The organism is Microbacterium sp. R1 (assembly GCF_015159725.1).
Lineage (GTDB): Bacteria > Actinomycetota > Actinomycetes > Actinomycetales > Microbacteriaceae > Microbacterium > Microbacterium oxydans.
This window is the reverse complement of sequence record NZ_JADDUD010000001.1, coordinates 246191-267231: the sequence shown is the minus strand read 5'-3', so window position 1 is coordinate 267231 and position 21041 is coordinate 246191. Positions and strand designations below refer to the sequence as shown.

At 67.6% G+C, this 21041-nt stretch carries 20 protein-coding genes; 7 read left to right on the top strand and 13 right to left on the bottom strand.

Going from position 1 to position 21041, the window contains the following annotated elements; all coding sequences use genetic code 11:
• Nucleotides 1-51: 51 nt before the first annotated feature.
• The 4 genes from ILP86_RS01320 to ILP86_RS01305 all read right to left on the bottom strand — a co-directional run bounded on the left by ILP86_RS01320 (nucleotide 52) and on the right by ILP86_RS01305 (nucleotide 4626).
• Nucleotides 52-945, bottom strand: a complete 894-nt coding sequence (locus ILP86_RS01320) for a carbohydrate ABC transporter permease (protein WP_046748704.1) — start codon at nucleotides 943-945, stop codon at nucleotides 52-54.
• The gene (locus ILP86_RS01315) at nucleotides 945-1871 is read right to left on the bottom strand and encodes a carbohydrate ABC transporter permease (RefSeq protein ID WP_046748703.1); all 927 of its coding nucleotides are present in this window, start codon (nucleotides 1869-1871) and stop codon (nucleotides 945-947) included. The genes ILP86_RS01320 and ILP86_RS01315 overlap by 1 nt, the downstream gene beginning before the upstream one ends.
• A gap of 71 nt (nucleotides 1872-1942) precedes the next feature.
• The gene (locus ILP86_RS01310) at nucleotides 1943-3310 is read right to left on the bottom strand and encodes an ABC transporter substrate-binding protein (RefSeq protein ID WP_193761197.1); all 1368 of its coding nucleotides are present in this window, start codon (nucleotides 3308-3310) and stop codon (nucleotides 1943-1945) included.
• Nucleotides 3311-3465: 155 nt separating this feature from the next.
• Entirely contained in the window at nucleotides 3466-4626 is a 1161-nt protein-coding gene (locus tag ILP86_RS01305; protein WP_193761196.1) for a DUF4185 domain-containing protein, read from the bottom strand.
• A 68-nt stretch (nucleotides 4627-4694) separates the two neighbouring features.
• On the opposite strand from ILP86_RS01305, the gene ILP86_RS01300 reads away from it, so the two are divergent.
• Nucleotides 4695-5627, top strand: coding sequence for a hypothetical protein (locus tag ILP86_RS01300; protein ID WP_227750887.1), 933 nt, complete (start codon nucleotides 4695-4697; stop codon nucleotides 5625-5627).
• A 53-nt stretch (nucleotides 5628-5680) separates the two neighbouring features.
• Here ILP86_RS01300 and ILP86_RS01295 read toward each other — a convergent pair whose 3' ends face one another.
• From ILP86_RS01295 to ILP86_RS01270, 6 genes are all read right to left on the bottom strand, one after another.
• Complete coding sequence (locus ILP86_RS01295; RefSeq protein WP_046748771.1) at nucleotides 5681-6094, bottom strand: heat shock protein transcriptional repressor HspR; 414 nt, start codon at nucleotides 6092-6094, stop codon at nucleotides 5681-5683.
• Between the two features lie 142 nt (nucleotides 6095-6236).
• Nucleotides 6237-7220 (bottom strand): DnaJ C-terminal domain-containing protein, encoded by a 984-nt coding sequence (locus tag ILP86_RS01290; protein ID WP_046748699.1) that lies wholly within the window; start codon nucleotides 7218-7220, stop codon nucleotides 6237-6239.
• 7 nt (nucleotides 7221-7227) lie between these two features.
• Nucleotides 7228-7884, bottom strand: a complete 657-nt coding sequence (locus tag ILP86_RS01285; protein WP_046748698.1) for a nucleotide exchange factor GrpE — start codon at nucleotides 7882-7884, stop codon at nucleotides 7228-7230.
• A 2-nt stretch (nucleotides 7885-7886) separates the two neighbouring features.
• Nucleotides 7887-9752: a molecular chaperone DnaK gene (gene dnaK / locus ILP86_RS01280; RefSeq protein WP_193761195.1), complete on the bottom strand. Its 1866-nt coding sequence runs from the start codon at nucleotides 9750-9752 to the stop codon at nucleotides 7887-7889.
• A gap of 162 nt (nucleotides 9753-9914) precedes the next feature.
• Nucleotides 9915-11267 (bottom strand): HNH endonuclease signature motif containing protein, encoded by a 1353-nt coding sequence (locus ILP86_RS01275; RefSeq protein WP_193761194.1) that lies wholly within the window; start codon nucleotides 11265-11267, stop codon nucleotides 9915-9917.
• 109 nt (nucleotides 11268-11376) lie between these two features.
• Nucleotides 11377-12126 (bottom strand): phosphotransferase, encoded by a 750-nt coding sequence (locus ILP86_RS01270; protein ID WP_193761193.1) that lies wholly within the window; start codon nucleotides 12124-12126, stop codon nucleotides 11377-11379.
• A 117-nt stretch (nucleotides 12127-12243) separates the two neighbouring features.
• Here ILP86_RS01270 and ILP86_RS01265 point away from each other — a divergent pair, with 117 nt between their 5' ends.
• The 3 genes from ILP86_RS01265 to ILP86_RS01255 all read left to right on the top strand — a co-directional run bounded on the left by ILP86_RS01265 (nucleotide 12244) and on the right by ILP86_RS01255 (nucleotide 14832).
• Complete coding sequence (locus ILP86_RS01265; protein ID WP_058632336.1) at nucleotides 12244-13044, top strand: MerR family transcriptional regulator; 801 nt, start codon at nucleotides 12244-12246, stop codon at nucleotides 13042-13044.
• Between the two features lie 129 nt (nucleotides 13045-13173).
• Nucleotides 13174-14124: an NAD(P)/FAD-dependent oxidoreductase gene (locus ILP86_RS01260; protein ID WP_227750886.1), complete on the top strand. Its 951-nt coding sequence runs from the start codon at nucleotides 13174-13176 to the stop codon at nucleotides 14122-14124.
• A gap of 48 nt (nucleotides 14125-14172) precedes the next feature.
• Nucleotides 14173-14832 (top strand): hypothetical protein, encoded by a 660-nt coding sequence (locus ILP86_RS01255; protein ID WP_058632338.1) that lies wholly within the window; start codon nucleotides 14173-14175, stop codon nucleotides 14830-14832.
• 25 nt (nucleotides 14833-14857) lie between these two features.
• On the opposite strand, the gene ILP86_RS01250 is transcribed toward ILP86_RS01255, so the two are convergent.
• Nucleotides 14858-15319 carry a DUF3817 domain-containing protein gene (locus ILP86_RS01250; protein WP_061015245.1) on the bottom strand — a complete coding sequence of 154 codons (462 nt, stop codon included), beginning with the start codon at nucleotides 15317-15319 and terminating at the stop codon, nucleotides 14858-14860.
• Nucleotides 15320-15488: 169 nt separating this feature from the next.
• Between ILP86_RS01250 and ILP86_RS01245 the strand changes: the two genes are divergently transcribed.
• Nucleotides 15489-16421: a helix-turn-helix domain-containing protein gene (locus ILP86_RS01245; protein WP_058632340.1), complete on the top strand. Its 933-nt coding sequence runs from the start codon at nucleotides 15489-15491 to the stop codon at nucleotides 16419-16421.
• Nucleotides 16422-16434: 13 nt separating this feature from the next.
• Here the strand turns inward: ILP86_RS01245 and ILP86_RS01240 are convergent, their stop codons facing one another.
• Entirely contained in the window at nucleotides 16435-17631 is a 1197-nt protein-coding gene (locus tag ILP86_RS01240) for an MFS transporter (protein WP_058632341.1), read from the bottom strand.
• Between the two features lie 134 nt (nucleotides 17632-17765).
• On the opposite strand from ILP86_RS01240, the gene ILP86_RS01235 reads away from it, so the two are divergent.
• Both ILP86_RS01235 and ILP86_RS01230 read left to right on the top strand, forming a co-directional pair.
• Nucleotides 17766-18893 (top strand): hypothetical protein, encoded by a 1128-nt coding sequence (locus ILP86_RS01235; RefSeq protein ID WP_193761192.1) that lies wholly within the window; start codon nucleotides 17766-17768, stop codon nucleotides 18891-18893.
• A 189-nt stretch (nucleotides 18894-19082) separates the two neighbouring features.
• Nucleotides 19083-19979, top strand: a complete 897-nt coding sequence (locus ILP86_RS01230; protein WP_113681040.1) for a serine protein kinase RIO — start codon at nucleotides 19083-19085, stop codon at nucleotides 19977-19979.
• Nucleotides 19980-20085: 106 nt separating this feature from the next.
• Here the strand turns inward: ILP86_RS01230 and speB are convergent, their stop codons facing one another.
• Nucleotides 20086-21033 carry an agmatinase gene (gene speB, locus ILP86_RS01225; protein ID WP_141368294.1) on the bottom strand — a complete coding sequence of 316 codons (948 nt, stop codon included), beginning with the start codon at nucleotides 21031-21033 and terminating at the stop codon, nucleotides 20086-20088.
• Nucleotides 21034-21041: the final 8 nt, after the last annotated feature.

Genomic DNA, 21041 nt, shown 5'->3' with positions numbered 1-21041 from the left:
CTCCTCTCGCTGCCGCCGGGTGGCGGGTGCCGGTGGTGCTGCAGAGTGCTGCTATTTCAGGCCTGCCATCTTGATGTTGCCGATGATCTGACGCTGGAAGATGAGGAACAGGATGATCACCGGCGCTGCGGCGAGCACGGACCCGGCCATCAAGAGGCCGAGCTCGGTGCTGCGCTCGGAGCGGAACGTCGCCAGATACTGCTGGAGCACGAACCGCTCCGGTGAGGTGATGGTCAGGATCGGCCAGACATACGAATTCCAGTACGCGAGGAATGCGGTGATCCCCATCACGACGAACGGCGGCTTCGACAAGGGCAGGAAGATGCGCACGAAGATGCCGAACCGACCGCACCCGTCGAGCATCGCGGCCTCTTCCAAGCTCTTGGGGATGTTCAGGTAGAACTGCCGGATGAAGAACACCATGCCGGCGCTCGCAAGCCCGGGGATCACGAGCACGGCCAGCGTGTCGAGCATGGAGAGGCGGGTGACCACGATGAAGCTCGTGAGCAGGATCGTCATGCCGGGGATGAACATCGTCGTGATCACGATCGCCCAGATCGTCTTCTTGAACCGGAAGTCGAGGCGTGCGAAGGCGTAGGCGGCGAGCGAGTTCACGGCGAGACTGCCCACGGTGAACAGCACGGCACCGAAGAACGTCCACAGCAGAGTGCGCAGGAACGTCGGATCGGCCAGGATCTGCGCGTAGTTCTGCCAGAGCCACACCTCGGGGAAGAACTGGAAGGGGGTCTCCACGACCTCGGTCTTCGACTTGAAGCCGGCGATCACCATCCAGGCGAGCGGAAACAGCGACGCGATGACGAACAGCGCACCCAGGATCACCTTGCCGATGACGACGAGCCAGCCTCCGGCGCTGCGCGGCGGCCTGGTCGAGCGAGGTTCTCTGCCGGCGAGCACGATGCGCGTGGTCTCCTGCATGACGGCCATCAGTCCACCAGCCTCTCGGAGTTGACGAACTTGAAGACGAGGGCAGAGATCGTACCCAGCACCACGAACAGCAACAGCGCTGCGGCGATCGAGTAGCCGACGTTCACATCGTTGCGGAAGTGGTTGAAGATGAACAGGTTCGGCAGGGTCGTGGAATCCAGCGGACCGCCCTGGGTCATGACGAGGGGCAGTTCGAACTGCTGGATCGCGGCGACGAAACCGGTGATGAGCAGGTACAGCACCACGTTCTTCATCTGCGGGATGGTGATGTACGCGGTCTTCTGGCCCCAGTTGGCCCCCTCCATCGCCGCCGCCTCGTAGTACTCCGCCGGGATGTCGACCATCGCGGCGACCATGATCAGCGAGGTCAGTCCCATGCCCAGCCAGATCGCCGGGACCGCGATGGCGAGGAGCGCCCACTTGGGATCACCTATCCAGGCGATCGGCTCGATGCCGAAGGTACCGAGGAAAGCGTTGAGGAGTCCGCCGGAGTAGTTGTAGATCAGCACGAAGATGATCGACGCGATCACGGCGGAGATGATCGTCGGGATGTAGATGCTGACCTTCAGGAGGCTGGCCGCCCGTCGAGACACGGTCACGACGAGGCTTGCGAAGAGGAACGCCAGCACGAGCATGATCGGCACGGTGAGGAGCACGAAGGCGAAGCCGCGACCGATGGTCGCGAGGAACAGCGGATCCTTGAGCACGTTGGCGTAGTTGCGGATGCCGACGAACTCCGGGTCCTTGTAGAAGCTCCAGTCCTGGAATGACAGGTATCCGGCGTAGATGGCCGGCCAGATCACGAAGATCCCCAGCAGCACCACCAGCGGCAGCAGGAACCAGTACGCGGTCCTGTTGTCGCGATAGCGGTAACGGTTCTGCCGCTGCCGGATCGCCCGGCGTTCCTGCACAGCCTGATTGGCCATATCCACCTCGTCGTGATCTCGTGTCCTTCACTGTTCGGGGGCCGGGGCCGACCCCCGAACAGTGAGCGACGTCAGTTCTTTGGTGCCTTGTCGGACAGCCCGTCGCGGTCGATGACGGTCTGGATCGCCGCATTCGCGGTCTTGATCGCGTCATCCACCGAGGCGGAGCCCTTCATCACGGATTCCATCGCCGTGCCGACGGCGAGATTGACATCCCAGGGGTAGGTGGAACCGGGGATGGCGTCCGGCGCGATGTCGTCGACGATGATGCTCGACCACGGAGCATCAGCGGCCTCTTCGCTCGCCGCGACGGCATCCTGCACGGACTGACGCACCGGCACCTTGGTGAACTGTGTGTCGACGAAGAATGGGACGAGGTTCTGCGGCTCGCCGCCGATCGCCCAGGCGAGGAATTCGCCGGCGGCTTCGGGGGCCTTGCTCTTCGCGTCGACAACCCAGGTGAAGTTGCCCATCGTGGTGGCTGTGCGGCCGTCCGCATCCGACGAACTCGGGAAGGCACCGACGCCGGTCTTGCTGAGCAGGTCGGTGTAGTCCGAGCCGATCTCGGACATCATCCACGAACCGGACACCTTGAAGGCGACCTTCTGCTGACCGAAGTCCTCGCCTGCGACGTATGCCGCGAGAGGCTGCTTGGGCATGTATCCCTTGTCCCACAGCTGCTGGTACTGCTCCATCAGGCTCCGGTAGCCCTCGTTGTCGATGTCAGGGGCGGTCCAGTCGTCGGTGAGCGCCAGGTGTCCGGCGAAGTTGTACTGCTGCCCCACGGTCGACCACGCCATTGTCACCGCATCCTGCGCCGGCGAGATGCAGTACTGCCCGTCGGAGAGCGTCGGCTGGATTTTCGCGCAGGCGGCGAGGAGATCGTCCCATGTCGCCGGGGCGCTCCCTGAATCGACACCGGCAGCGTCCAACATGTCCTTGTTCCAGAACAGCACGGTCTGAGGCTCGAGCAGCAGTGGATAGGCATAGTGCGTGCCGTCGATCTCGGAGATCGATTTCGCGTTGTCGAGGATCTCGTCGAGGGCGTCCTTCGGGACGATGGAGTCGAGTTCGTGCACCGATCCGGCGTTCACGAGGTCGTAGAGGTTGGCGGAGCTGGTGTAGACGTCCGGGGCCTTGCCGGCGGCCTGGGCCGCCTTCATCTTCTGGTCCCACGCGTCGGCGGGCACCTCGGTATCGACGACCTCGATCTTGTCCTGCGAGGCGTTGAACTTCTTCACGATGTCGGCGTACCACTCGTTCTCCACAGGCGTGAACGTCCGGTGCCAGAACTGCACCGTGGTGACGCCGTCCTCTCCGCCTCCGTCGCCGGCAGACTCCCCCGGCGTGCCGGAACCGCACGCGGCCAGCATGACGCCGACCGTGAGCGCGCCCAGAGCGGCGATCGCGGCCCTGCGCGTACGAGTTGTGATTCTCATGGGTTCCTCCTCAGGAACGGACTCCTCATCGAGTCGCTGCGGTGATCTCGGCTGCCGCCGACGGGCCCTGGTCGCATCCCTGGATCGTCGGTGATCGGGTATGCGCCAGAGTAGGCGAAATCGATTTCATACGCAAGGCATGATCCGTGCGTCGATCACTCTGCGCGCTCCAGGTCTGCGGAGAACCAGAAGACGTTGTACGGATCCCAGAGCGACAGCGTGAAGTAGATCCGACGTCCGCCGTCGCTCACGTATCGCGGATTCAGGTACGGCGAGTACAACCCGGGATGGTCCTCGCGGGGAACGAGTTCGATCGCCTCGCCCCACGGGCCCCACGGCGTGACACCCTCACGGATGTATGCCGAACCGGCATCCGAATAGGTCATGATCCAGCGGTCCAGATACGTCGACCACATCACCGAGAGCTCTCCGACCGTGCCTTCCAGAATCGTCTCGGCGTCGCGCAGGTCGTCGCTCCACTGCGGCGTCCCTCCTTCGAGACCTGCGAAGTACGAGTACTCCGACTGGTCTTCGACGGCGTCCTCGGTGGCCGGGACGCGCATCAGCTGAACACCACCGAATCGGCCGGACGGAATCGACCAGAAATAGATCCAGTCCGCGTCGCCGTCCCTCACCTCGGCCGTCGCGAACTGCACGAAGTTCGAGTCACCCGGCCACTCCACGCCTTCGACAGGGCGCCATGTAGATCCGAGATCCCGCGAGACGACGAGGGCGGAGTAGTTGGAATCCCAGGCTCCAGGGCTGCCCCAGAAACGCACCGACATGTACGAGACGTAGATCGCGTCTCCGACAGCGAAGCCGTAGGTCGGAATCTTCGTGACCTCGCCACCGGCGCCGTTCGCGTCGTGATCGCCTTCGATGAGGGGCGCGGCGAGGCCGACCTCATCCTCCAGCCACCCCTCGAACTCGATGCCGTCCGACGGGTCGTCGTCGGTCGTCCACGCAGCCACGTTCGAGCGCCAGAACCCGCCCTGCCCACCGATCGACCCGGGCTCGCGTTCGCCGAACGTGTCGCCGAAGAAGAAGAAGGTCTTGTCACCGACGTTCACCATCGATCCGAGGTCGGTGCCCGCGACCGAGACCGACTCCGTGTCGTTCATGGCGCCAGGCCCCGTGAGCTGCGCGATCTCGGTGAGGCCGGACACCCCATCGAGCACGAACGGTTTGTCAGGATCGGGATCGACGATCACACCACCCTCTCCACTGCACCCGACAACAGCGACGGCCAGAACGAGGGATACCGCCACGGCCACGCGGCGGAAGGCGACAGGAAGGAAGGCGACAGGGCGGGACATGATCCTCCTCGATCGACGTGATTCCTCGAATCTAGCGAAATCGATTTCAACACACTAGGGTCGTCGACATGCTCGACTTCGCGACACCCCACTGGCTTCGGCCCTCTGGTGACGGCGCATCTGAGCCCCGGTGGGGACCTGTCGGCGGGCTCCAGGTCGGAATCCCGCCGACACCGGGGCCGCGCGGGCTCCTGCGCGTCTTCACCCCCTACCTCGACCACCCCCACGAGCGGCTGGTGAACTTCATCGCCGTGGAGCCGGTCCCGGAGGGCGCGACAGAACGGGGATTCTCAGAGATGGAGCCGAGCACGCTGGATCCCGGCAAGCAGGGCAAGAGGTTTTGGTCGGCGGACGATTCTGCAGGTGCGAACTCCATGCCGTCGACGGCCCCGGCCCGTGGACGGATCGGTACCGTCGAGGGCGTGGAGACGCTCACCGTCTGGATCGGCGTCGAACGCTTCGCCAACGGTGCGGATGTGAGTGTGAGGATACGGTTCTTCGCCGACCGGCCGCACGAGGTGGAGGTCGCGGGGTTCACGAGGGCGACATCTGTGCCGCTCTCACACCTGATCCTCACCGCGACGATGGGCAATTGGGCACGACTGCGGCTGCTGCACCTGGCGGACCGCGTGGTGTCGCCTGCCGAGCTGTGGCCGGAGTTCTCGGGCACCGCGTTCACCGCTCACGGCCGCTTTCCGCTCGCCGACCTGACCCGCGACGGGGAATCGGCGATGGTGAGCGCCACCGGCGACGAGGAGGAGCCATGGTCCGTCGAGTACTCCGCTGATACCGCGGAACACTGGCGCTTCCTCGGTCGTCGAGCCGTGCAGACCTGGCGCGTGGATGACCCGCACCCGGCGCTCGAAGCAGTGGTCAACGCCCGCTGGTCCTACTGGGCGAGTTCTTCGCCGATCCCCGGGGGTCCCGCGTACGAGAACTTCGAGATCGTCGAACCGTTCCGCAATGGTGCGGCGTTCCGGTTCTCCGTGGAGCCGCTCTGATCGAGGCGCTGCCTCCAGGCGCTGCCTCCAGGCGCTGCCTCTAGGCGCTGCCTCTAGGCGCTGCCTCTAGGGTCCCAGAGCACGACCTCGGTCGAGCGGCGCAGACGGCGACCGGTCGGCATGGGCACGACACCTGCGGAACCTGCGGCGAACACGCGCACGCCGGGGCGATTCTCCCGCTCGGTGCGCAGGGCGGCTTCGAGCACGGCGATCCGGTTGCGCAGCGCTCTGTTCTCGTCTTCGAGGTCGAGCAGACGAGCGATCGCGGGAAGGCTCACCCCTTCGGAGGAGAGCTGTGCGACCTCGCGCAGCTGCTCGATGTTGCGAGACGAATAGCGGCGCGAGCCGCCCGAGGTACGGCCGGGGACGACGAGGCCGATGCGGTCGTACTGCCGCAGCGTCTGAGGGTGAAGGCCGGAGAGCTCGGCGGCGGCCGCGATCGCGAACACCGGGGTGTCGGCGTTCATCATCGATTCCCCTCTCCTCTCCTACCCGTGTCTCTTGTCGTACGCGCGGACTCAGGCAGAGGCGCCGGAACAGGCGCGTTCTTCACAGAACGGCCTGATCCGGCGCGAACGCCTGTCCCGGCGATGTGATCCCGACGACTGCTCATCGCCGGGCCTTCGCCATCAACTCGGCTCGCGGGTTCTCATCGGGCTCGAGCTCCTGGAACTTCTCCAGCGCCGCGCGTGCGGCCTCGTCGAGGTGCGTCGGCACCGCGACCTGGAGCTCGGCGAGCAGATCGCCCGTGCCCTTCGACGTCGCGACTCCGCGACCCTTGACCCGCAGCACCCGCCCTGAGGGGGTGCCCGGTGCGACGCGGAGCTTGACCACGTCGCCGCCGAGGGTCGGGACTTCGATGGTCGCCCCCAGGGTCGCCTCCGTGAAGGTCACGGGCACGACGACGCGCAGGTTGAGACCGTCGCGCGTGAAGACAGGGTGCGGGCGCACCGTGATCTGCACCACGATGTCACCGCTCTCCCCACCATCGGGCGAGGGCCGGCCGCGGCCGCGCAGACGGATCTTCTGACCGTCGGCGACACCGGCGGGGATCTTCACCTTGAACGGCTTGCCGTCTTCGCCCTGCAGCGAGATGGTCTCGCCCTGCACGGCGGTGACGAAGTCGAGCGTGGTGCGCGCGGTCACGTCAGCACCGCGCTGCGGCCCGCCGAAGCCGCGGTAGCCGCCGCTCGGCTGGCCGAAGCGTCCGCCGCCGAAGCTCGCACCCTGGCCCTGGTTGAACATCGCGAAGATGTCCTCGAAGTCCGCCGTCTGCCCTCGGCCCTGCTGGCCGAAACGGCTGAACACGTCTTCGAAGCCGCCTGCGCCCTGGCCGCCCGCCGTGAAGCGGGCACCGGAGCCCATGGCGCGGATCTCGTCGTACTCCTTGCGCTGTTCCGCATCGGAGAGCACCGAGTAGGCCTCGCTGATCTCCTTGAACTTCGCCTCGGCCTTGGCATCACCCTGATTGGAGTCCGGGTGATACTTGCGCGCGAGCTTGCGGTACGTCTTCTTCAGTTCTGCATCGCTGACGTCCTTGGACACCCCGAGGGTCTTGTAGAAGTCCTTGTCGAACCAATCCTGGCTGGCCATCGATCACCTACCCTTCCGGGACAGCGACGACGACCTTCGCAGGGCGCAGCTCGACATCACCGAGACGATAGCCCACCTCGACGACCTCGAGGATCGTGGTCTTCTCGGCGCCGGGCGTCGGCTGCTGGAAGATCGCCTCGTGACGCTGCGGGTCGAATTCCTCGCCCTTCTCGCCGTACGCGACCACTCCGAGACGCTCCACAACCGTGCGCACCTTCTCGGCGATCACGGCGAAGGGCGTGCCCTCGACCAGATCACCGTGCTGGGCCGCGCGATCGAGGTCGTCGAGCACGGGGACCAGGCCCTTGGCGGCCTCGCCCTTCGCCCGCTCGATCTCGACCTGCCGCTGCTCTTCGGTGCGGCGACGGTAATTGGCGTACTCGGCCTGCAGACGCTTGAGGTCGTTCAGCAGAGTGGACTCGAGGTCGGCGAGCACGGCGTCTTCCGCCGCGGCCTCGCCGGTCTGGGTCGCGCCGAGGATGTCGTCGACCGTCAGGTCGTCGGGAGCGCCGTCTGCCGGGGTCTCGTCCGAGCCCTCGGCGGCCTGCGCATCGCGGGAGTCCTGGTGGTGCGGCGCGGGGCCGGATGCCTGAGCATCCGACCCCTCGCTGCGACCTTCGGCGGACTCAGGATTCTGGTTCTCGTCGAAGTTCTTGTCGGTCATGGTTACTTCTTCTCGTCCTCGTCGTCGACGACCTCGGCGTCGATGACGTCCTCGTCGGAGGAGGGAGCGTCACCGGCCGGGGCCTCGCCGTCAGCCGAAGCGCCGGCAGCGGCATCCGCCTGCGAGGAGGCGTAGATGGCCTCGCCGAGCTTGGACTGCGACTGGTTGAGCTTGTCGAACGCGGTCTTCACAGCGTCGTCATCCTCACCGGCCAGAGCCGTCTTGAGCGCGTCGACATCGGCCTTGACCTCGGTCTTCACGTCTTCGGGCAGCTTGTCGTCGTTCTCGGTGATCAGCTTGTCGATCGAGTACGCGAGCGTCTCGGCCTGGTTGCGGACCTCGGCGGCCTCGCGACGCGCCTTGTCCTCGGCCGCGTGCTCCTCGGCCTCGCGCACCATGCGCTCGATGTCTTCCTTCGACAGCGACGAGCCGCCGGAGATGACGATCGACTTCTCGGTGCCGGTGCCCTTGTCCTTGGCGGACACGTGCACGATGCCGTTGGCGTCGATGTCGAAGGTGACCTCGATCTGCGGGATGCCACGGGGAGCCGGGGCGATACCCGTCAGCTCGAACGTGCCGAGCGGCTTGTTGTCACGCGTGAAGTCACGCTCGCCCTGGAAGACCTGGATCGCGACGGACGGCTGGTTGTCGTCTGCCGTGGTGAAGGTCTCGCTGCGCTTGGTCGGGATGGCCGTGTTGCGCTCGATGAGCTTGGTCATCATGCCGCCCTTGGTCTCGATGCCGAGGCTCAGCGGGGTGACATCGATGAGCAGGACGTCCTTGCGCTCGCCCTTGAGGACACCGGCCTGGAGGGCGGCACCGACGGCGACGACCTCGTCCGGGTTGACACCCTTGTTGGCGTCCTTGCCGGTCTCGCGCTTGACGAGCTCGGCGACCGCGGGCATACGCGTCGATCCACCGACGAGCACGATGTGGTCGATCTCGGACACCTTGATGCCGGCTTCGCGGATGACATCCTCGAACGGCTTCTTGGTGCGGTCGAGCAGGTCCTTCGTGAGGTCCTCGAACTTCGCGCGGGTGATGGTCTCGGACAGCGACACGGGGCCGGAGTCGGTCAGCGACAGGTACGGCAGGTTGATGCTGGTCGACGTCGAGGAGGACAGCTCCTTCTTCGCCTGCTCCGCAGCTTCCTTGAGACGCTGCAGGGCGATCTTGTCACCCGAGACGTCGACGCCCGTGGTCTCCTTGAACTGCTTGATCAGGTAGTCGACCAGGCGCTGGTCCCAGTCGTCTCCACCGAGGCGGTTGTCACCGGCGGTGGCGCGCACCTGGATCGTGGAGAAGTCGTCGTCCTTGCCCACCTCGAGCAGCGAGACGTCGAACGTTCCACCACCCAGGTCGAAGACCAGGATGAGCTCGTCTTCCTTGCCCTTGTCGAGGCCGTACGCCAGAGCGGCAGCGGTCGGCTCGTTGATGATGCGCAGGACGTTGAGGCCCGCGATCTCGCCGGCTTCCTTGGTGGCCTGACGCTCGGCGTCGTTGAAGTACGCGGGGACCGTGATGACCGCGTCGGTCACCGTGTCGCCCAGGTACGCCTCGGCGTCGCGCTTCAGCTTCATCAGGATGCGCGCGGAGATCTTCTGCGGCGTCCACTTCTTGCCGTCGACGTCGAAGGTCCAGTCGGTGCCCATGTGGCGCTTGACGGAAGCGATCGTCCGGTCGACGTTGGTGACGGCCTGGCGCTTCGCGGTCTCACCGACGAGCACCTCCCCGTCCTTGGTGAAGGCCACGACCGAAGGGGTCGTGCGGAAGCCCTCTGCGTTGGCGATGACCTTGGGCTCGCCACCCTCGAGGACGCTGACGACGGAGTTGGTGGTTCCGAGGTCGATACCGACAGCACGTGCCATGTGTTCTCTCCTTTGTTGGAAGTTCTCTTCGTGGGAAGTTCTCTGTGTCTCAGAAATCTGCGGCGATCAGGAAAACCTGAGTCGCGATGACTCAAGTGTACTTCGGCGTCGACGAGGAGTCAAATGAACTTGATATGAACTGGCTCAACTTTGAGGAAGGGCTCAGAACGGGGCCACCGCGAGGTCTTCGGTGAAGGTGACGGTGTTCTGCAGGGGCGGCCGGTCGACGTAGACCCTGCCGGTCGGACTCGTCCAGGCGTAGACACCGGCACCCAGAGCTTCGACCATCCACGGAGAGTGGTGTTTGAGCATGTGATGGCGCCGACAGAGGTGGCCGAGGTTCGATTCGCGAGTGGCTCCCCCGAGAGCGGCGTCGTGATGATGATCAATGTCGCAATCAGTGGAGGCATATCCGCAGGCGGGGAATCGGCAGCGCTGATCCCTCGCTCTCAGATGTCGCTTCAGATCAGACCCCGGACGATAGCGGTCGACTGCGAGAAGCGCGCCGGTGATCGGGTGGGTCAGCACTCGATCCCATCCGGAGGCCGCTCCGGCGAGCGCGCGAGCGGTCTCGAGGTCGATGGGAGTGCAACCGTTCAACTCGGCCGACGCCCCGCCGCCTCTGATCAGGGTGGTGACGGGAACGGTGATCGACACCGCTCCACGGACACCCGAGAGGAGCCCCTCGGGAGCGTCGTGCCCGATCGGAGCACCCGCGAGGAGCAGGTCGAGGGCGAGGTCGGCACGGAGCTGAGCGACGGTGCGCGGATCAGAGGTGCGCGGATCAGAGGTGCACGGATCAGAGGTGCACGGATCGGTGGTGGGCGGATCGGTGGTGGCAACGGCCGATTCCGGACCCGAAGGTTCATCCGCTCCCTGCACGATCTTGGCCATCTGCGTCAGCCGGTCGAAGACGCCGTGGACGAGCGTCGACGGCCCGAGCAGGCCCAACTGCGACATCCCGTCGCCGACGTCTTTCACCCACACGGATCTCTTCTCCCGTGCGTCGAGGTGCCGGTCCTCGATCGACCGTGCCTGGAATCGTTCAGCCACCAGCCGAGCCATGCGGCCCACTCGCCCCGGAGACTCCGACTCGGCGAAGGCGATCACCTGCGTCGCATAGGCATCAAGAGTCGCCCCCTCATCGAGGTGTTCCCCGGCTTCGCAGATGACCCGGGCGTGCGCCGCACTGATGCGACCGGCGCCCTGCGCCTCCCAGACCAGTGGGAAGCGCTCCACGATCCATGCCGCGTCTGCCATCCGGCGCTGCACCGTCCGATCACTCACCCGCAGGGCGGCGGCGAACTCGGCAGCCACCGTGCGCGCCGACATGTCGCCGTGATCGGGATGCTCCGCCTGGTCGGCGACCTCGAGAGCGATCCGTGACCCCAACGCCAGGATGCCGTCGCGCGCGGCCTGCAGACTGCTGATCGTCCGCTCGACCTCGACGAGCATCTCGGTGAGCGCGGCGAGCGCGCCCACCTGCTCGAGCGTCGCGTCAGCCGGTGCCGTCATACCTGCAGTGAATCAGGGGCCACCGACATTCGAAGCCCCAGATCACAGCAGAAAAACGATATGCCGGAATGTGGTCGTCGCTGCACCCGAGAGCACTCCGGAAAGCCGCTCAGCCCCCGCCGAGGGCTCCGGCCCACACCGCTCGATGCTCCCGTACGTACCGCAGCGCGTTCGCCCAGTGGTCGCCGTGCCCGTCCACGTACATCGAGGCCCACGGCTCGTCGCCGACGGCGTGAGACCGTTCGAGCAGCGCGAGCATCGCCGCCGTCCGGTCCTCCATGCCGTGAGGCAGATCACGGCGCATGACATCGTCCGCCCGGTATCCATCGACCAGCGCAGCGAGATCCCGAGACGCATCCACCGGGTCTCGTCCGACATCCGACAGGGCGAACGCCTGTGCCGCGTAGGCGAGGTCCCAGAGCCGGGTGCTCGGAGCGGCGGCATCCCAGTCGATGAACACCCAGCGGTCGCCGACGACGAGGTTCCATGGCGCCAGATCGTTGTGGCAGATGAGCTCGGCACCGGGCGCGACGATCGCCGTCTCCCAGACCGCGTCCGCCCGCGGCGTGTAGCGGGCACTGGCGTCGTGGATCCCGCGGATCATCGAGCCGACGCGCCTCAGCTCGGCCACCGTCAGCCGCTCACCGTCCATGGCCAGGGTTCCCGGCACGAACTCCACGACGTGCCGCCCCCTTCCGTCGCGGCCACGCGGTTCCGGCGCATCGACCCCCGCCACCCGCATCGCCGCGACGAAATGATCGACGCTCGGAGTGGCCGCCGTCCACGCCTTGCGCACCGTGTCGCCGATGCGCACCACGGCCCCGCTCGCGTTCCCCCCGGCCAGCACCTCTTCGTCCACGCGTCGACGTTAGCGCGCCGATGCCCCCGCCGTCCCACCGCGATACTTGACCCCGAGAGCCATTTGACCCTCACACTCATTTGACCCTCACACAGTGGCAGACGGGAGAACTGAGGCATGTTGTCCATCGGAGCGTTCGCGCAGATCGGCCAGGTGACCCACCGGATGCTCCGGCATTGGGACGCCGCCGGCCTGCTCATGCCCGCCCACGTGGACGAGTTCAGCGGCTATCGCTCCTACGATCCGTCACAGCTGGAACGGCTGCACCGGATCGTCGCCCTGCGCCAGCTGGGGTTCGGGCTCGATGACATCTCCGCGATCCTCGACCGTGGCGTCGATGCCGAGCGCATCGCCGCTCTGCTGCGGATCCGTCGCACCGAGGTCGAGCAGGAGCACCGCGTCGCCGCAGAGAGACTCGTCGACGTGGAAAGGCGCCTCCACCTCATCGAGAGAGAGAATCACATGTCCCAGATCGAGATCATCGACAAGCCGCTCCCCGCCGTCCGCCTGGCCGCGATCCGCACCATCGTGGCCGACCAGCCCGCCGTCGCAGGTGTCGTCGGTCCCGCGTTCGACACTGTGGCGGACATCATCGGCGACGACCACTCCCTGGCGACCCCGATCGCCCAGTACGAGACCCTCGACGACGCCCTGCAGGTCATCGCCGGATACATCTATGCCGGGCCCGCACGGGAAGGTCTCGAGATCATCGAGCTGCCTCCGGCCGACGAGGCCGTGTGCGGCATCCACCTCGGCTCGATGGAGCACATCGCCGAGAGCTGGCACGCGATCCACACCGAGATCGTGGCCCGCGGCCTCACGCACGACGGCCCCTGCCGCGAGCTCTACGTGCGCGCCGTCTCCGACGACCAGTCGGACTGGGTCACGGAACTGCAGCAGCCCGTGCGGCGGGGCTGAGGCACACGGCGCCGCGGGCGTCGAACCGTGGCAGGATGAGAGTAAGGCGAGCCTTACCGGCCGCCCCGGCGGTGTCGCCCGGCAGACGCCGCGGCATGGATCCGTCCCTTTCTCGGAAGGACCGTGCGGATGAGATCTGCGGCGATGGGTGGGAGCGAGAGCACCGATTACGACGTGCTCATCGTCGGCGGCGGGCCGGCCGGTCTGTCCGCCGCCCTCAACCTCGGCCGCGCACTCATGCGCGTGCTGGTGATCGACGCCGATCGTCCACGCAATGCTGCGACCCTGCGGTCGCACGGCTTCCTCACCCGCGACGGCATCCCGCCGCAGGAGCTGCGACGGCTCGCGAGGGAGGAGCTCTCGGCATATCCGGACGTCGAGGTGCGACGGCGCACCCGCGTCACCTCGCTTCGCCCGAGCGACGGCGGGTTCGCGGCCGAGATCGGGCGCCGCGAGGCGGAGACGACGGTGACGGCACGCGCCGTGCTGCTCGCCACCGGCCTGCGCGAGACGCTCCCCGAGGTGCCGAACCTCCGTGGCTACTACGGCATGAGTCTGTTCAGTTGCGCCGCCTGCGATGCCTGGGAGCTCCGGAGTCGTCGCCTCGCCCTCATCGGTGAGGCACCGGACATCGCCGAACGTGCCCGCCTCATCGGTCGCCTGACCGAGAACCTCACGGTGTTCACCCACGGCGCGGATGTGGTCACGGCGGAGGAGGAGGTCGAACTCGCCGCCGCCGGGATCGCGCTACGCCGGGAACCCATCGTCGAGCTCGTCGGCGACCGAGGTCAGATCGAGAGCATCCGCCTGGCTGACGGCACGACGGTCGCCATCGACGGCGGATTCGTACGCCCCAAATGGCACAGCACGCTGTCGTTCCTCGAAGGGATCGCACCGGCGACGGACGACGCCGGGCATCTGCGCATCGACCGCTCAGGGCGCACGGACGTACCCGGACTTTACGCTGCAGGCGACGCGGCGGCTCCCGGACCGCAGCAGCTGATCGTCGCAGCAGGTGCGGGCGCTCGGGTCGCGGCGGTCATGGTGCACGACTCGATCGGCGTGGCCACCGCGCACTGAACGATCATCGGCGTGAGAGCGCAACGGGACCGGACTAGGCTGACCGGCATGACGCGCGCCTTCTCGATCTCCCTGCGCCTGACCGCCGCGGCCGTCGCCACCCTGGCCGTCCTGTCCCTCAGCGGATGTCTGTACGCGCAGATCCCGACGGGCTCGCCCTCCGACGCTCCCTCCGCGGGCACGGAAACCGACGCACCGGCCGACGGCCCCTCCGGTTCGACCCTGACCTTCGCGGAAGGGCTCGATCTCACGAGCGACACCTACATCGAGTGGGGCGACGGTCTCGTCGTCGACGACGGGTGGAAGATCGTCGCGCCGGACGACGGCAACGGCGGGTGGACCTACGGCACGGTCGACGGCACCTGCACGGCACGGTTCTGGCAGGGTCACACGACCGACGTGGCCGTGGTCCCCGGTGACGACAGCGCGTCGTCCGACGCGATCCTCGGCGTGCTGCTGCAGATGCCGACGGCAGACATCACGCCGCTCGCCACCACCGGTGAGTTCAGCTACATGGCGGGAGGGAACGGCGGCGTCGAGACGCGTCAGGTCGTCGGAGTGGACGGCAGCCGCACCTGGCTGATGGCCGCACGTGCCTTCACCCAGACCGGGGTGGGACTCTCCGTGATCGTGGACTGCACCGCCGGGGACGCCGAAGCGACCATGGCGAAGATCAACGAGGAGAACGCGGTCGTGGTCACGCCCTGAACGGCGGAGGACGGCCCGCGTCGGCTCACTTCCCGCCGGGAGGGCCGATCAGCAGCAGGATGACGTACAGCGCGACGATGCCCACGACCAGCAGCAGCGCGAGCACCCACGGCCGCTGCAGGAACCACCGCATCAGCCGGTCGTACCAGCGCCGATCGCGCGGATCGTCCGTCGCCTCGAGGCGCCAGTCTCCGGTGAGTCGGCCGGTGCGATGCAGCCAGATCTCCATGGGGATCGTCGCATAGGGGACGATGGCGCTGGCCACCGCGAGCACGCCGACGCCGGGATGCCAGCGCTGGTTCAGCGCGACCAGGATCGCCGTCGCCGCGTACGACAGGAACACGAACCCGTGGATGCCACCGCCCACGGTCACCACGACTCCTGGAGCGCCGACGGCGCGCGCGATGATCGCGGAGATCAGGATCGTCCAGGTGATCGCCTCGGCGATCGCGAGAACTCGGAACAGGCGGTCGGGGGTGCGGAACACGGTACTCCTCGGGTGGTGTCCCTCCACCGTATCCGCACGCTCAGGGCTCCGAATCAACCGAATGGTTGAGGTCGGTCAGCGGAGCTCCGACACCGCACAGCGCATCATCGCAAGGCCACCACAGACGGCGCGACGGAATAGCGAACGGCCCGACGGCGTTGCCGAAGGCATGGTGACAGTGGATGCGGATGCGCTCTCGAACGTGCTCGGCTCCGTCGACCTCCGTGTCGGCATCGGTCGACGCGCCTCGCTGCCCGCGGGATCGCTGCTGCCCATCCCGGCCGACAGCATCACCCTGGTCTACGTCGCCGCAGGAGGCGTGAACGGGCACCCGCCGCTCGGCGACGGCTGCCGACTCGACGTCGACACCGACTCGAAGCGCTTCTCGCTCGACTCCCTCGCCCTCGACCCGAAGGCCCGCCGAGACATGCTCGTGGCGGGGGACGCGTTCCTGACGCTCGGTCGTTCGCCCTTCGTCCTCGAAGCACAGGACGACACGAGTCTGATGATCGCCGACATCGAGCTCGCGGATGCGGCATCCCCGCTCCCCGCCCTGCTGCCCCCGTTCCTCACGGTCACCGGTTTCGACGCCGTGGAGCCCGCCGCCGCAGCCCTCGCCCTCAACATGGGGGTCATCGATCACACGGTGACACCCGCACGCCAGGGCGACCCCATCATCTGCCGCATGATGGCGACCACCGTGCTGCTGTCCCTGATCAGGGCATGGGCGGCGAACGGCTGCGCGCCGACGGGATGGCCCTCGTTGTCGAACGATCCATTCCTCGACCGCGTCGTCGACGCCATCCGCGAGGAGCCAGGACGCGACTGGACGGTCGAGCGCCTGGCCGGCATCGGCGCCATGTCGCGGTCGACCTTCGCGGAGAGGTTCCGCAGCGCGGTCGGCCGCTCACCGGCGGACTATGTGACCGAGGTGCGTGTCGACGCGGCGAAGCGCATGCTCGAGGCAGGACGCAGTGTCTCCGACATCTCGCGCGAGCTGGGATACGCCTCCGACGAGGGGTTCAGCCGTGCGTTCCGACGCCGCACCGGCTTGACCCCCTCGTCGTGGCGGCTCGCCCACCGCCTCCCCGTCTCGGCCTGAGGCCGCGCGCGGCTCAGTCCCTGCTGCTGACCCGGTTGGAGACGCCGAAGAGCACCGCACCGGCGAGCAGCGCGATCGCGCCGATCACGTAGACGAGCTCGACGTTCAGGGTGTCGACGAGGAGACCGCCGATGCCCGCCGCCAGCGTGATCGCTCCCTGGAACCCGACGACCACCAGGCTGCCTCCCGCTTCGAGACGATCCGGCATGCGGTGACCGACCCAGGTGTTGGCGACGATCAACCAGGACGAGAAGAAGAAGCCCCACACCAGCACGACGATGCCGACGCCGATGATCGACCCGGAGAACAGGATCATCGAGATCACGGACACGGCGATCACCAGCGGTGCGAACACCGCGAAGAACGCGAAGGTGCGGTCGATGACGAGCCCGATCGTGATGTTGCCGAGGAGCCCGCCGACGCCGAACAGCGCCAGCAGCACCACGATGGTCGAGGCGTCCACCTCGGGGATGCGCTCCAACGCGAGACGCACATAGGTGTAGGCGAGGAAGTGTCCGAGCACGACCAGGACGTGGCCCACCATGCCGAGACCGATCCCCGGGCGGCGCAGCGTGTCCACGAGCAGACGCAGGCTCGACGCCCTCTCGGCCGGAACCGAGGGCAGCGCGAAACGCAGGACGACGGCGAGGACGACCATCAGCACACCGGCGATGGCGAAGACCATCCTCCAGTCGACGAGCTCGCTCAGCATGACACCCAGCGGCACACCCGCCACCGTCGCCAGCGACACCCCCGCCGAGGTGAACATGACACCGCGACCGAGATTCTCCGGTCCCGCGAGCCGTGCCGCGACCGTGATCGACATCGCCCAGAACGCGCTGATCGCCGCGCCCAGCAGGAAGCGCGCCAGCAGCACGATGATCAGGTTCGGGGCGATCGCGACGATGAGGTTCGACACGGCGGCCGCGAGCGCCATCCATACGAGCAGCGACCGCCGGTCGAGCCGCGGGAACATGAGTCCGACGGTCGGAGCGACCACGAGCCCCACCAGCGCGGTGACGGTGACGGTCTGCCCTGCCTGCCCCGGGGTGACCCCGAGCCCGTCGGCCATCTCGGTGAGGACGCCGTTGGGAAGGAACTCGGCCGTGACCAGCAGGAACCCCATCAGCATCAGGACGATCAGTCCGCCGTAGCGGATGCGGACAGCCGCGGACGGCGGCAGGGTGGGGACGGGGGCAGTCGTGGTCATGTTCTCCACACTCGCAGTCCGCGGAGGCCGACGCCCGATCAGGCGTCCGCCGCATCCGACCATTCGTCCGGTCCGGTTCCGGCGGGCCAGCGGAGAGGCGGGGAGTTCCCAGCCGGAGCGTGCAGAGTATCGATATGCAGGAGCGCGGAGGGGCACGGCAGCGGATGCTGCACGGCGCCTCGGTCATCGCGGCGATCATGCTCACCGCCGGATGCACCCCGCAGCAGGCGGTCGGGCCTGAGGACTGGACACTCGAGGCGATCCCGTTCCAGAACTCCTCCGTCGGCGCGGGCCCGGAGGCCACACCGGCCGGCGAGCCGATCGATCTGGCCTACGGGATGCGTGTGTTGTCCGACGACGGGGCCGGCGGCTTCTGGACCGTCTCGTCCGGATCATGGCTGCACGTCGGGGCCAATGGCCAGACGCTCACCCGGTTCAACACCGAGCCCGAAGACCCGCTCTCGCATGTCGGGGCGATCGCCGCGCTCTCGCCCACCGAACTGGTCCTACTGCAGGGCGACCGGCTGCATGTGATGCCGATGCTCTCGGTGCTCGATACCACCACCATGGCGGTGCGTGATCTGCCGGGAGATGCCGTCGGCGACGAAGGCGACTTCGACTTCGGGGACTTCGAGTTCGGGGATGTCGCCGTGCACGAGGGAGACGCCTTGGTCGTGCGGTACCAGCCGCGCCCATCCGACGGTTACCTCGACTACGAGGTGCTGCGCGTCGACGTCGACAGCGGCGCTCGGACGCTGCTGCACGGCGGTCCGATCGACCTCGACGACGCACCGGGCGCTCGCCCCGGCGTCCCGCCGATCAGCCTTGATGTCGACGACGCCGGACACATGTACCTCGCCACTCCGTCCGCGCGGATCGTGCTCGCCGCCGACGGTACGGAGCTGAGCAGGGAGGCGCAGGTCGCCGATCGTCCGCTCGTCGCGGTCGCACCGGACGGCACAGCCCTGTGGTGGGGCGGACGACCGCAACCGAGCGACGCGCAGGGCGTGATCGTCGGCGGCTCATCCGACGCGCGAGCGGCGATCGAGCGTCGGATGAGGTGCACCGACATCCCGAGCGACGGCACGCTCCGCTCCGGTGACGCCCTCCGTCTGGGCAACGCCTCCGGAGAGCATCCGCTGCCGTTCCTCTGTGGCGCGAATGCCGCCGTCTGGGCGGGCGACTCCTGGGTGGTCGCAACCGGCGGCGAAGGCGATGGAGTACTCGTCCGGCTCAGGCCCCCTCTGGACACGCGCCTCTAGACACGCGCCTCTGGACACGGTGTCGTCGACACCCTAGGCTCGACGACGCACCGGGAGGATCCCGGGAAGCCCGAGCGGAAGGAGCCGAAGACATGAACACCGTCTTTGTCGCGCTCTCCGCCGACCACCTTCCCCTCGAGGCCACCCGCTCCTGATCCTGGTGTGGCCTCCTGCTCCCGGAGCCACATCGTGTCTGATCTCTTCGCTTCCTCGGAAGCCGCGTCCTTCGACGCACCATCCTCTTCTTTCGACGCCTCTTCCTTCGACGCCCTCGAGACCGAACTAACCTTCGCCGACGTCGTTCCCGGCGAGGGGCAGCGCTGGACCACGTGGCCGGCGGTCACCCCTTCCGAGCGAGGTCCTGAACCCCGGCCCGCATGGGTCGTGACCTCGGCCGGGGCGCTCGACACGGAGCGAGGCATCCTCAAGACCGGCAAGGAAGCCGACGTGTTCCTGCTCGAACGCGCGGTGCCTGGCGACCCGACGCAGCACAGCCTGCTCGCCGCCAAGCGATACCGCAGCGCCGAGCACAGCAGCTTCCACCGCTCGTCGATCTACACGGAGGGCCGCAGCACCCGGAACACCCGCGATACGCGCGCGCTCGCACGGAAGTCGGTCCACGGCCGGGAGGTGGCCGCAGCGCAGTGGTCGTTCGCCGAGTTCGAGGCGCTCTGCCGGATGTGGGAGCTCGGCGCACCCGTGCCGTACCCGGTGCAGGTGAACGGAACCGAGGTACTGATGGAGTTCCTCGGCACCTCCGACGGCACGGCCGCGCCCCGCCTCGCCCAGGTGCGCAGCGATCGCGCCGAGCTGCAGGACTTCTACGCGCAGACGGTCGACCTGATGCGGACCTTCGCCGCAGCCGGCTTCGCGCACGGCGACCTGTCGGCATACAACCTGCTCGTGCACGAAGGGCGGGTGCGCGTGATCGACCTGCCGCAGATCGTCGACATCATCGCCAACCCACAGGGCCTCGACCTGCTGCACCGCGACTGCATGAACATCTGCGAGTGGTTCACCCGGCGACGCGTCGACTGCGACCCCGAGGAGCTGTTCGCCGAGCTGCTCGCCGCCTCGTACACCTGACACGCCCCCCGCCCGCCCTGCTCCGGAGGCTGAATCGAGAGGCGGGGCGACTCAGGAGGCGGGGGCGGCCCGGCGGCGGGCCGGGGAGGTCGGGGGTCCGGGGGGCTCAGGCAGCGAGGCGGGCGGCCAGCAGGGTCACGAGTTCGTAGACCACGTGGCTCGCGGCGATGCCGGTCATCTGCGCGTGGTCGTAGGCGGGCGACACCTCGACCACATCCGCCCCGACGATGTTCTGCGAGGCCAGGGCCCGCAAGATCCGCAGCAGCTCGCGGCTCGTCAGCCCGCCGGCCTCGGGGGTGCCGGTGCCGGGCGCGTGGGCGGGGTCGAGCACGTCGATGTCGATCGACACGTACAGCGGCTTGTCGCCGATGCGCTGCAGGATGCGGGCGATGGCGGCCTCGACCCCGTGCTCCTCGATGTATTCGCTCGACACGATCGAGAAGCCGAGGCGCTCGTCGTCCTCCAGGTCCTGCTTGGAGTACAGGGGGCCACGGGTGCCGACATGGCAGCTCGCGGTGAGGTCGATCAGTCCCTCCTCGCTCGCGCGTCGGAAGGGAGTGCCGTGCGTGATGGGGGCCCCGAAGTAGGTGTCCCAGGTGTCGAGGTGCGCATCGAAGTGCAGCACAGCCACGGGCCCGTGCTTCGCCGCCACCGCACGCAGCAGTGGCAGAGCGACCGTGTGGTCGCCGCCGATCGTGACGATGCGCTGCACCTGCTCGCCGAGCGCCAGCGCCGCGCGCTCGACCTCGGTCACGGCCTCGGTGAGATCGAACGGGTTGACCGGGATATCACCGGCGTCCACCACCTGCGCGATCGCGAACGGCGACACGTCCTGGGCGGGATTGTAGGGGCGCAGCAGCCGCGAGGACTCCCGCACGTGCGACGGGCCGAAGCGCGTGCCCGGTCGGTAGCTCACACCGGAGTCGAAGGGGATGCCGACGACGGCGATGTCCGCACGCGGCACGTCTTCGATACGCGGCAGCCGGGCGAAGGTCGCGATGCCGGAGTACCGCGGGTTCACGGAGGCGTCGATGGGGCCGATGTTGTCGGTCATTGCTCGTT

Coding starts and splice junctions, on each gene's coding strand:
- ILP86_RS01255 (WP_058632338.1), top strand. CDS start 14,173: ATGACGCGCGCCTTCTCGATCTCCCTGCGCCTGACCGCCGCGGCCGTC.
- ILP86_RS01305 (WP_193761196.1), bottom strand. CDS start 4,626: ATGTCCCGCCCTGTCGCCTTCCTTCCTGTCGCCTTCCGCCGCGTGGCC.
- ILP86_RS01235 (WP_193761192.1), top strand. CDS start 17,766: ATGCAGGAGCGCGGAGGGGCACGGCAGCGGATGCTGCACGGCGCCTCG.
- ILP86_RS01290 (WP_046748699.1), bottom strand. CDS start 7,220: ATGGCCAGCCAGGATTGGTTCGACAAGGACTTCTACAAGACCCTCGGG.
- ILP86_RS01300 (WP_227750887.1), top strand. CDS start 4,695: ATGCTCGACTTCGCGACACCCCACTGGCTTCGGCCCTCTGGTGACGGC.
- dnaK (WP_193761195.1), bottom strand. CDS start 9,752: ATGGCACGTGCTGTCGGTATCGACCTCGGAACCACCAACTCCGTCGTC.
- ILP86_RS01275 (WP_193761194.1), bottom strand. CDS start 11,267: ATGACGGCACCGGCTGACGCGACGCTCGAGCAGGTGGGCGCGCTCGCC.
- ILP86_RS01295 (WP_046748771.1), bottom strand. CDS start 6,094: ATGAACGCCGACACCCCGGTGTTCGCGATCGCGGCCGCCGCCGAGCTC.
- speB (WP_141368294.1), bottom strand. CDS start 21,033: ATGACCGACAACATCGGCCCCATCGACGCCTCCGTGAACCCGCGGTAC.
- ILP86_RS01310 (WP_193761197.1), bottom strand. CDS start 3,310: ATGAGAATCACAACTCGTACGCGCAGGGCCGCGATCGCCGCTCTGGGC.
- ILP86_RS01315 (WP_046748703.1), bottom strand. CDS start 1,871: ATGGCCAATCAGGCTGTGCAGGAACGCCGGGCGATCCGGCAGCGGCAG.
- ILP86_RS01245 (WP_058632340.1), top strand. CDS start 15,489: ATGGTGACAGTGGATGCGGATGCGCTCTCGAACGTGCTCGGCTCCGTC.
- ILP86_RS01320 (WP_046748704.1), bottom strand. CDS start 945: ATGGCCGTCATGCAGGAGACCACGCGCATCGTGCTCGCCGGCAGAGAA.
- ILP86_RS01260 (WP_227750886.1), top strand. CDS start 13,174: ATGAGATCTGCGGCGATGGGTGGGAGCGAGAGCACCGATTACGACGTG.
- ILP86_RS01285 (WP_046748698.1), bottom strand. CDS start 7,884: ATGACCGACAAGAACTTCGACGAGAACCAGAATCCTGAGTCCGCCGAA.
- ILP86_RS01265 (WP_058632336.1), top strand. CDS start 12,244: ATGTTGTCCATCGGAGCGTTCGCGCAGATCGGCCAGGTGACCCACCGG.
- ILP86_RS01240 (WP_058632341.1), bottom strand. CDS start 17,631: ATGACCACGACTGCCCCCGTCCCCACCCTGCCGCCGTCCGCGGCTGTC.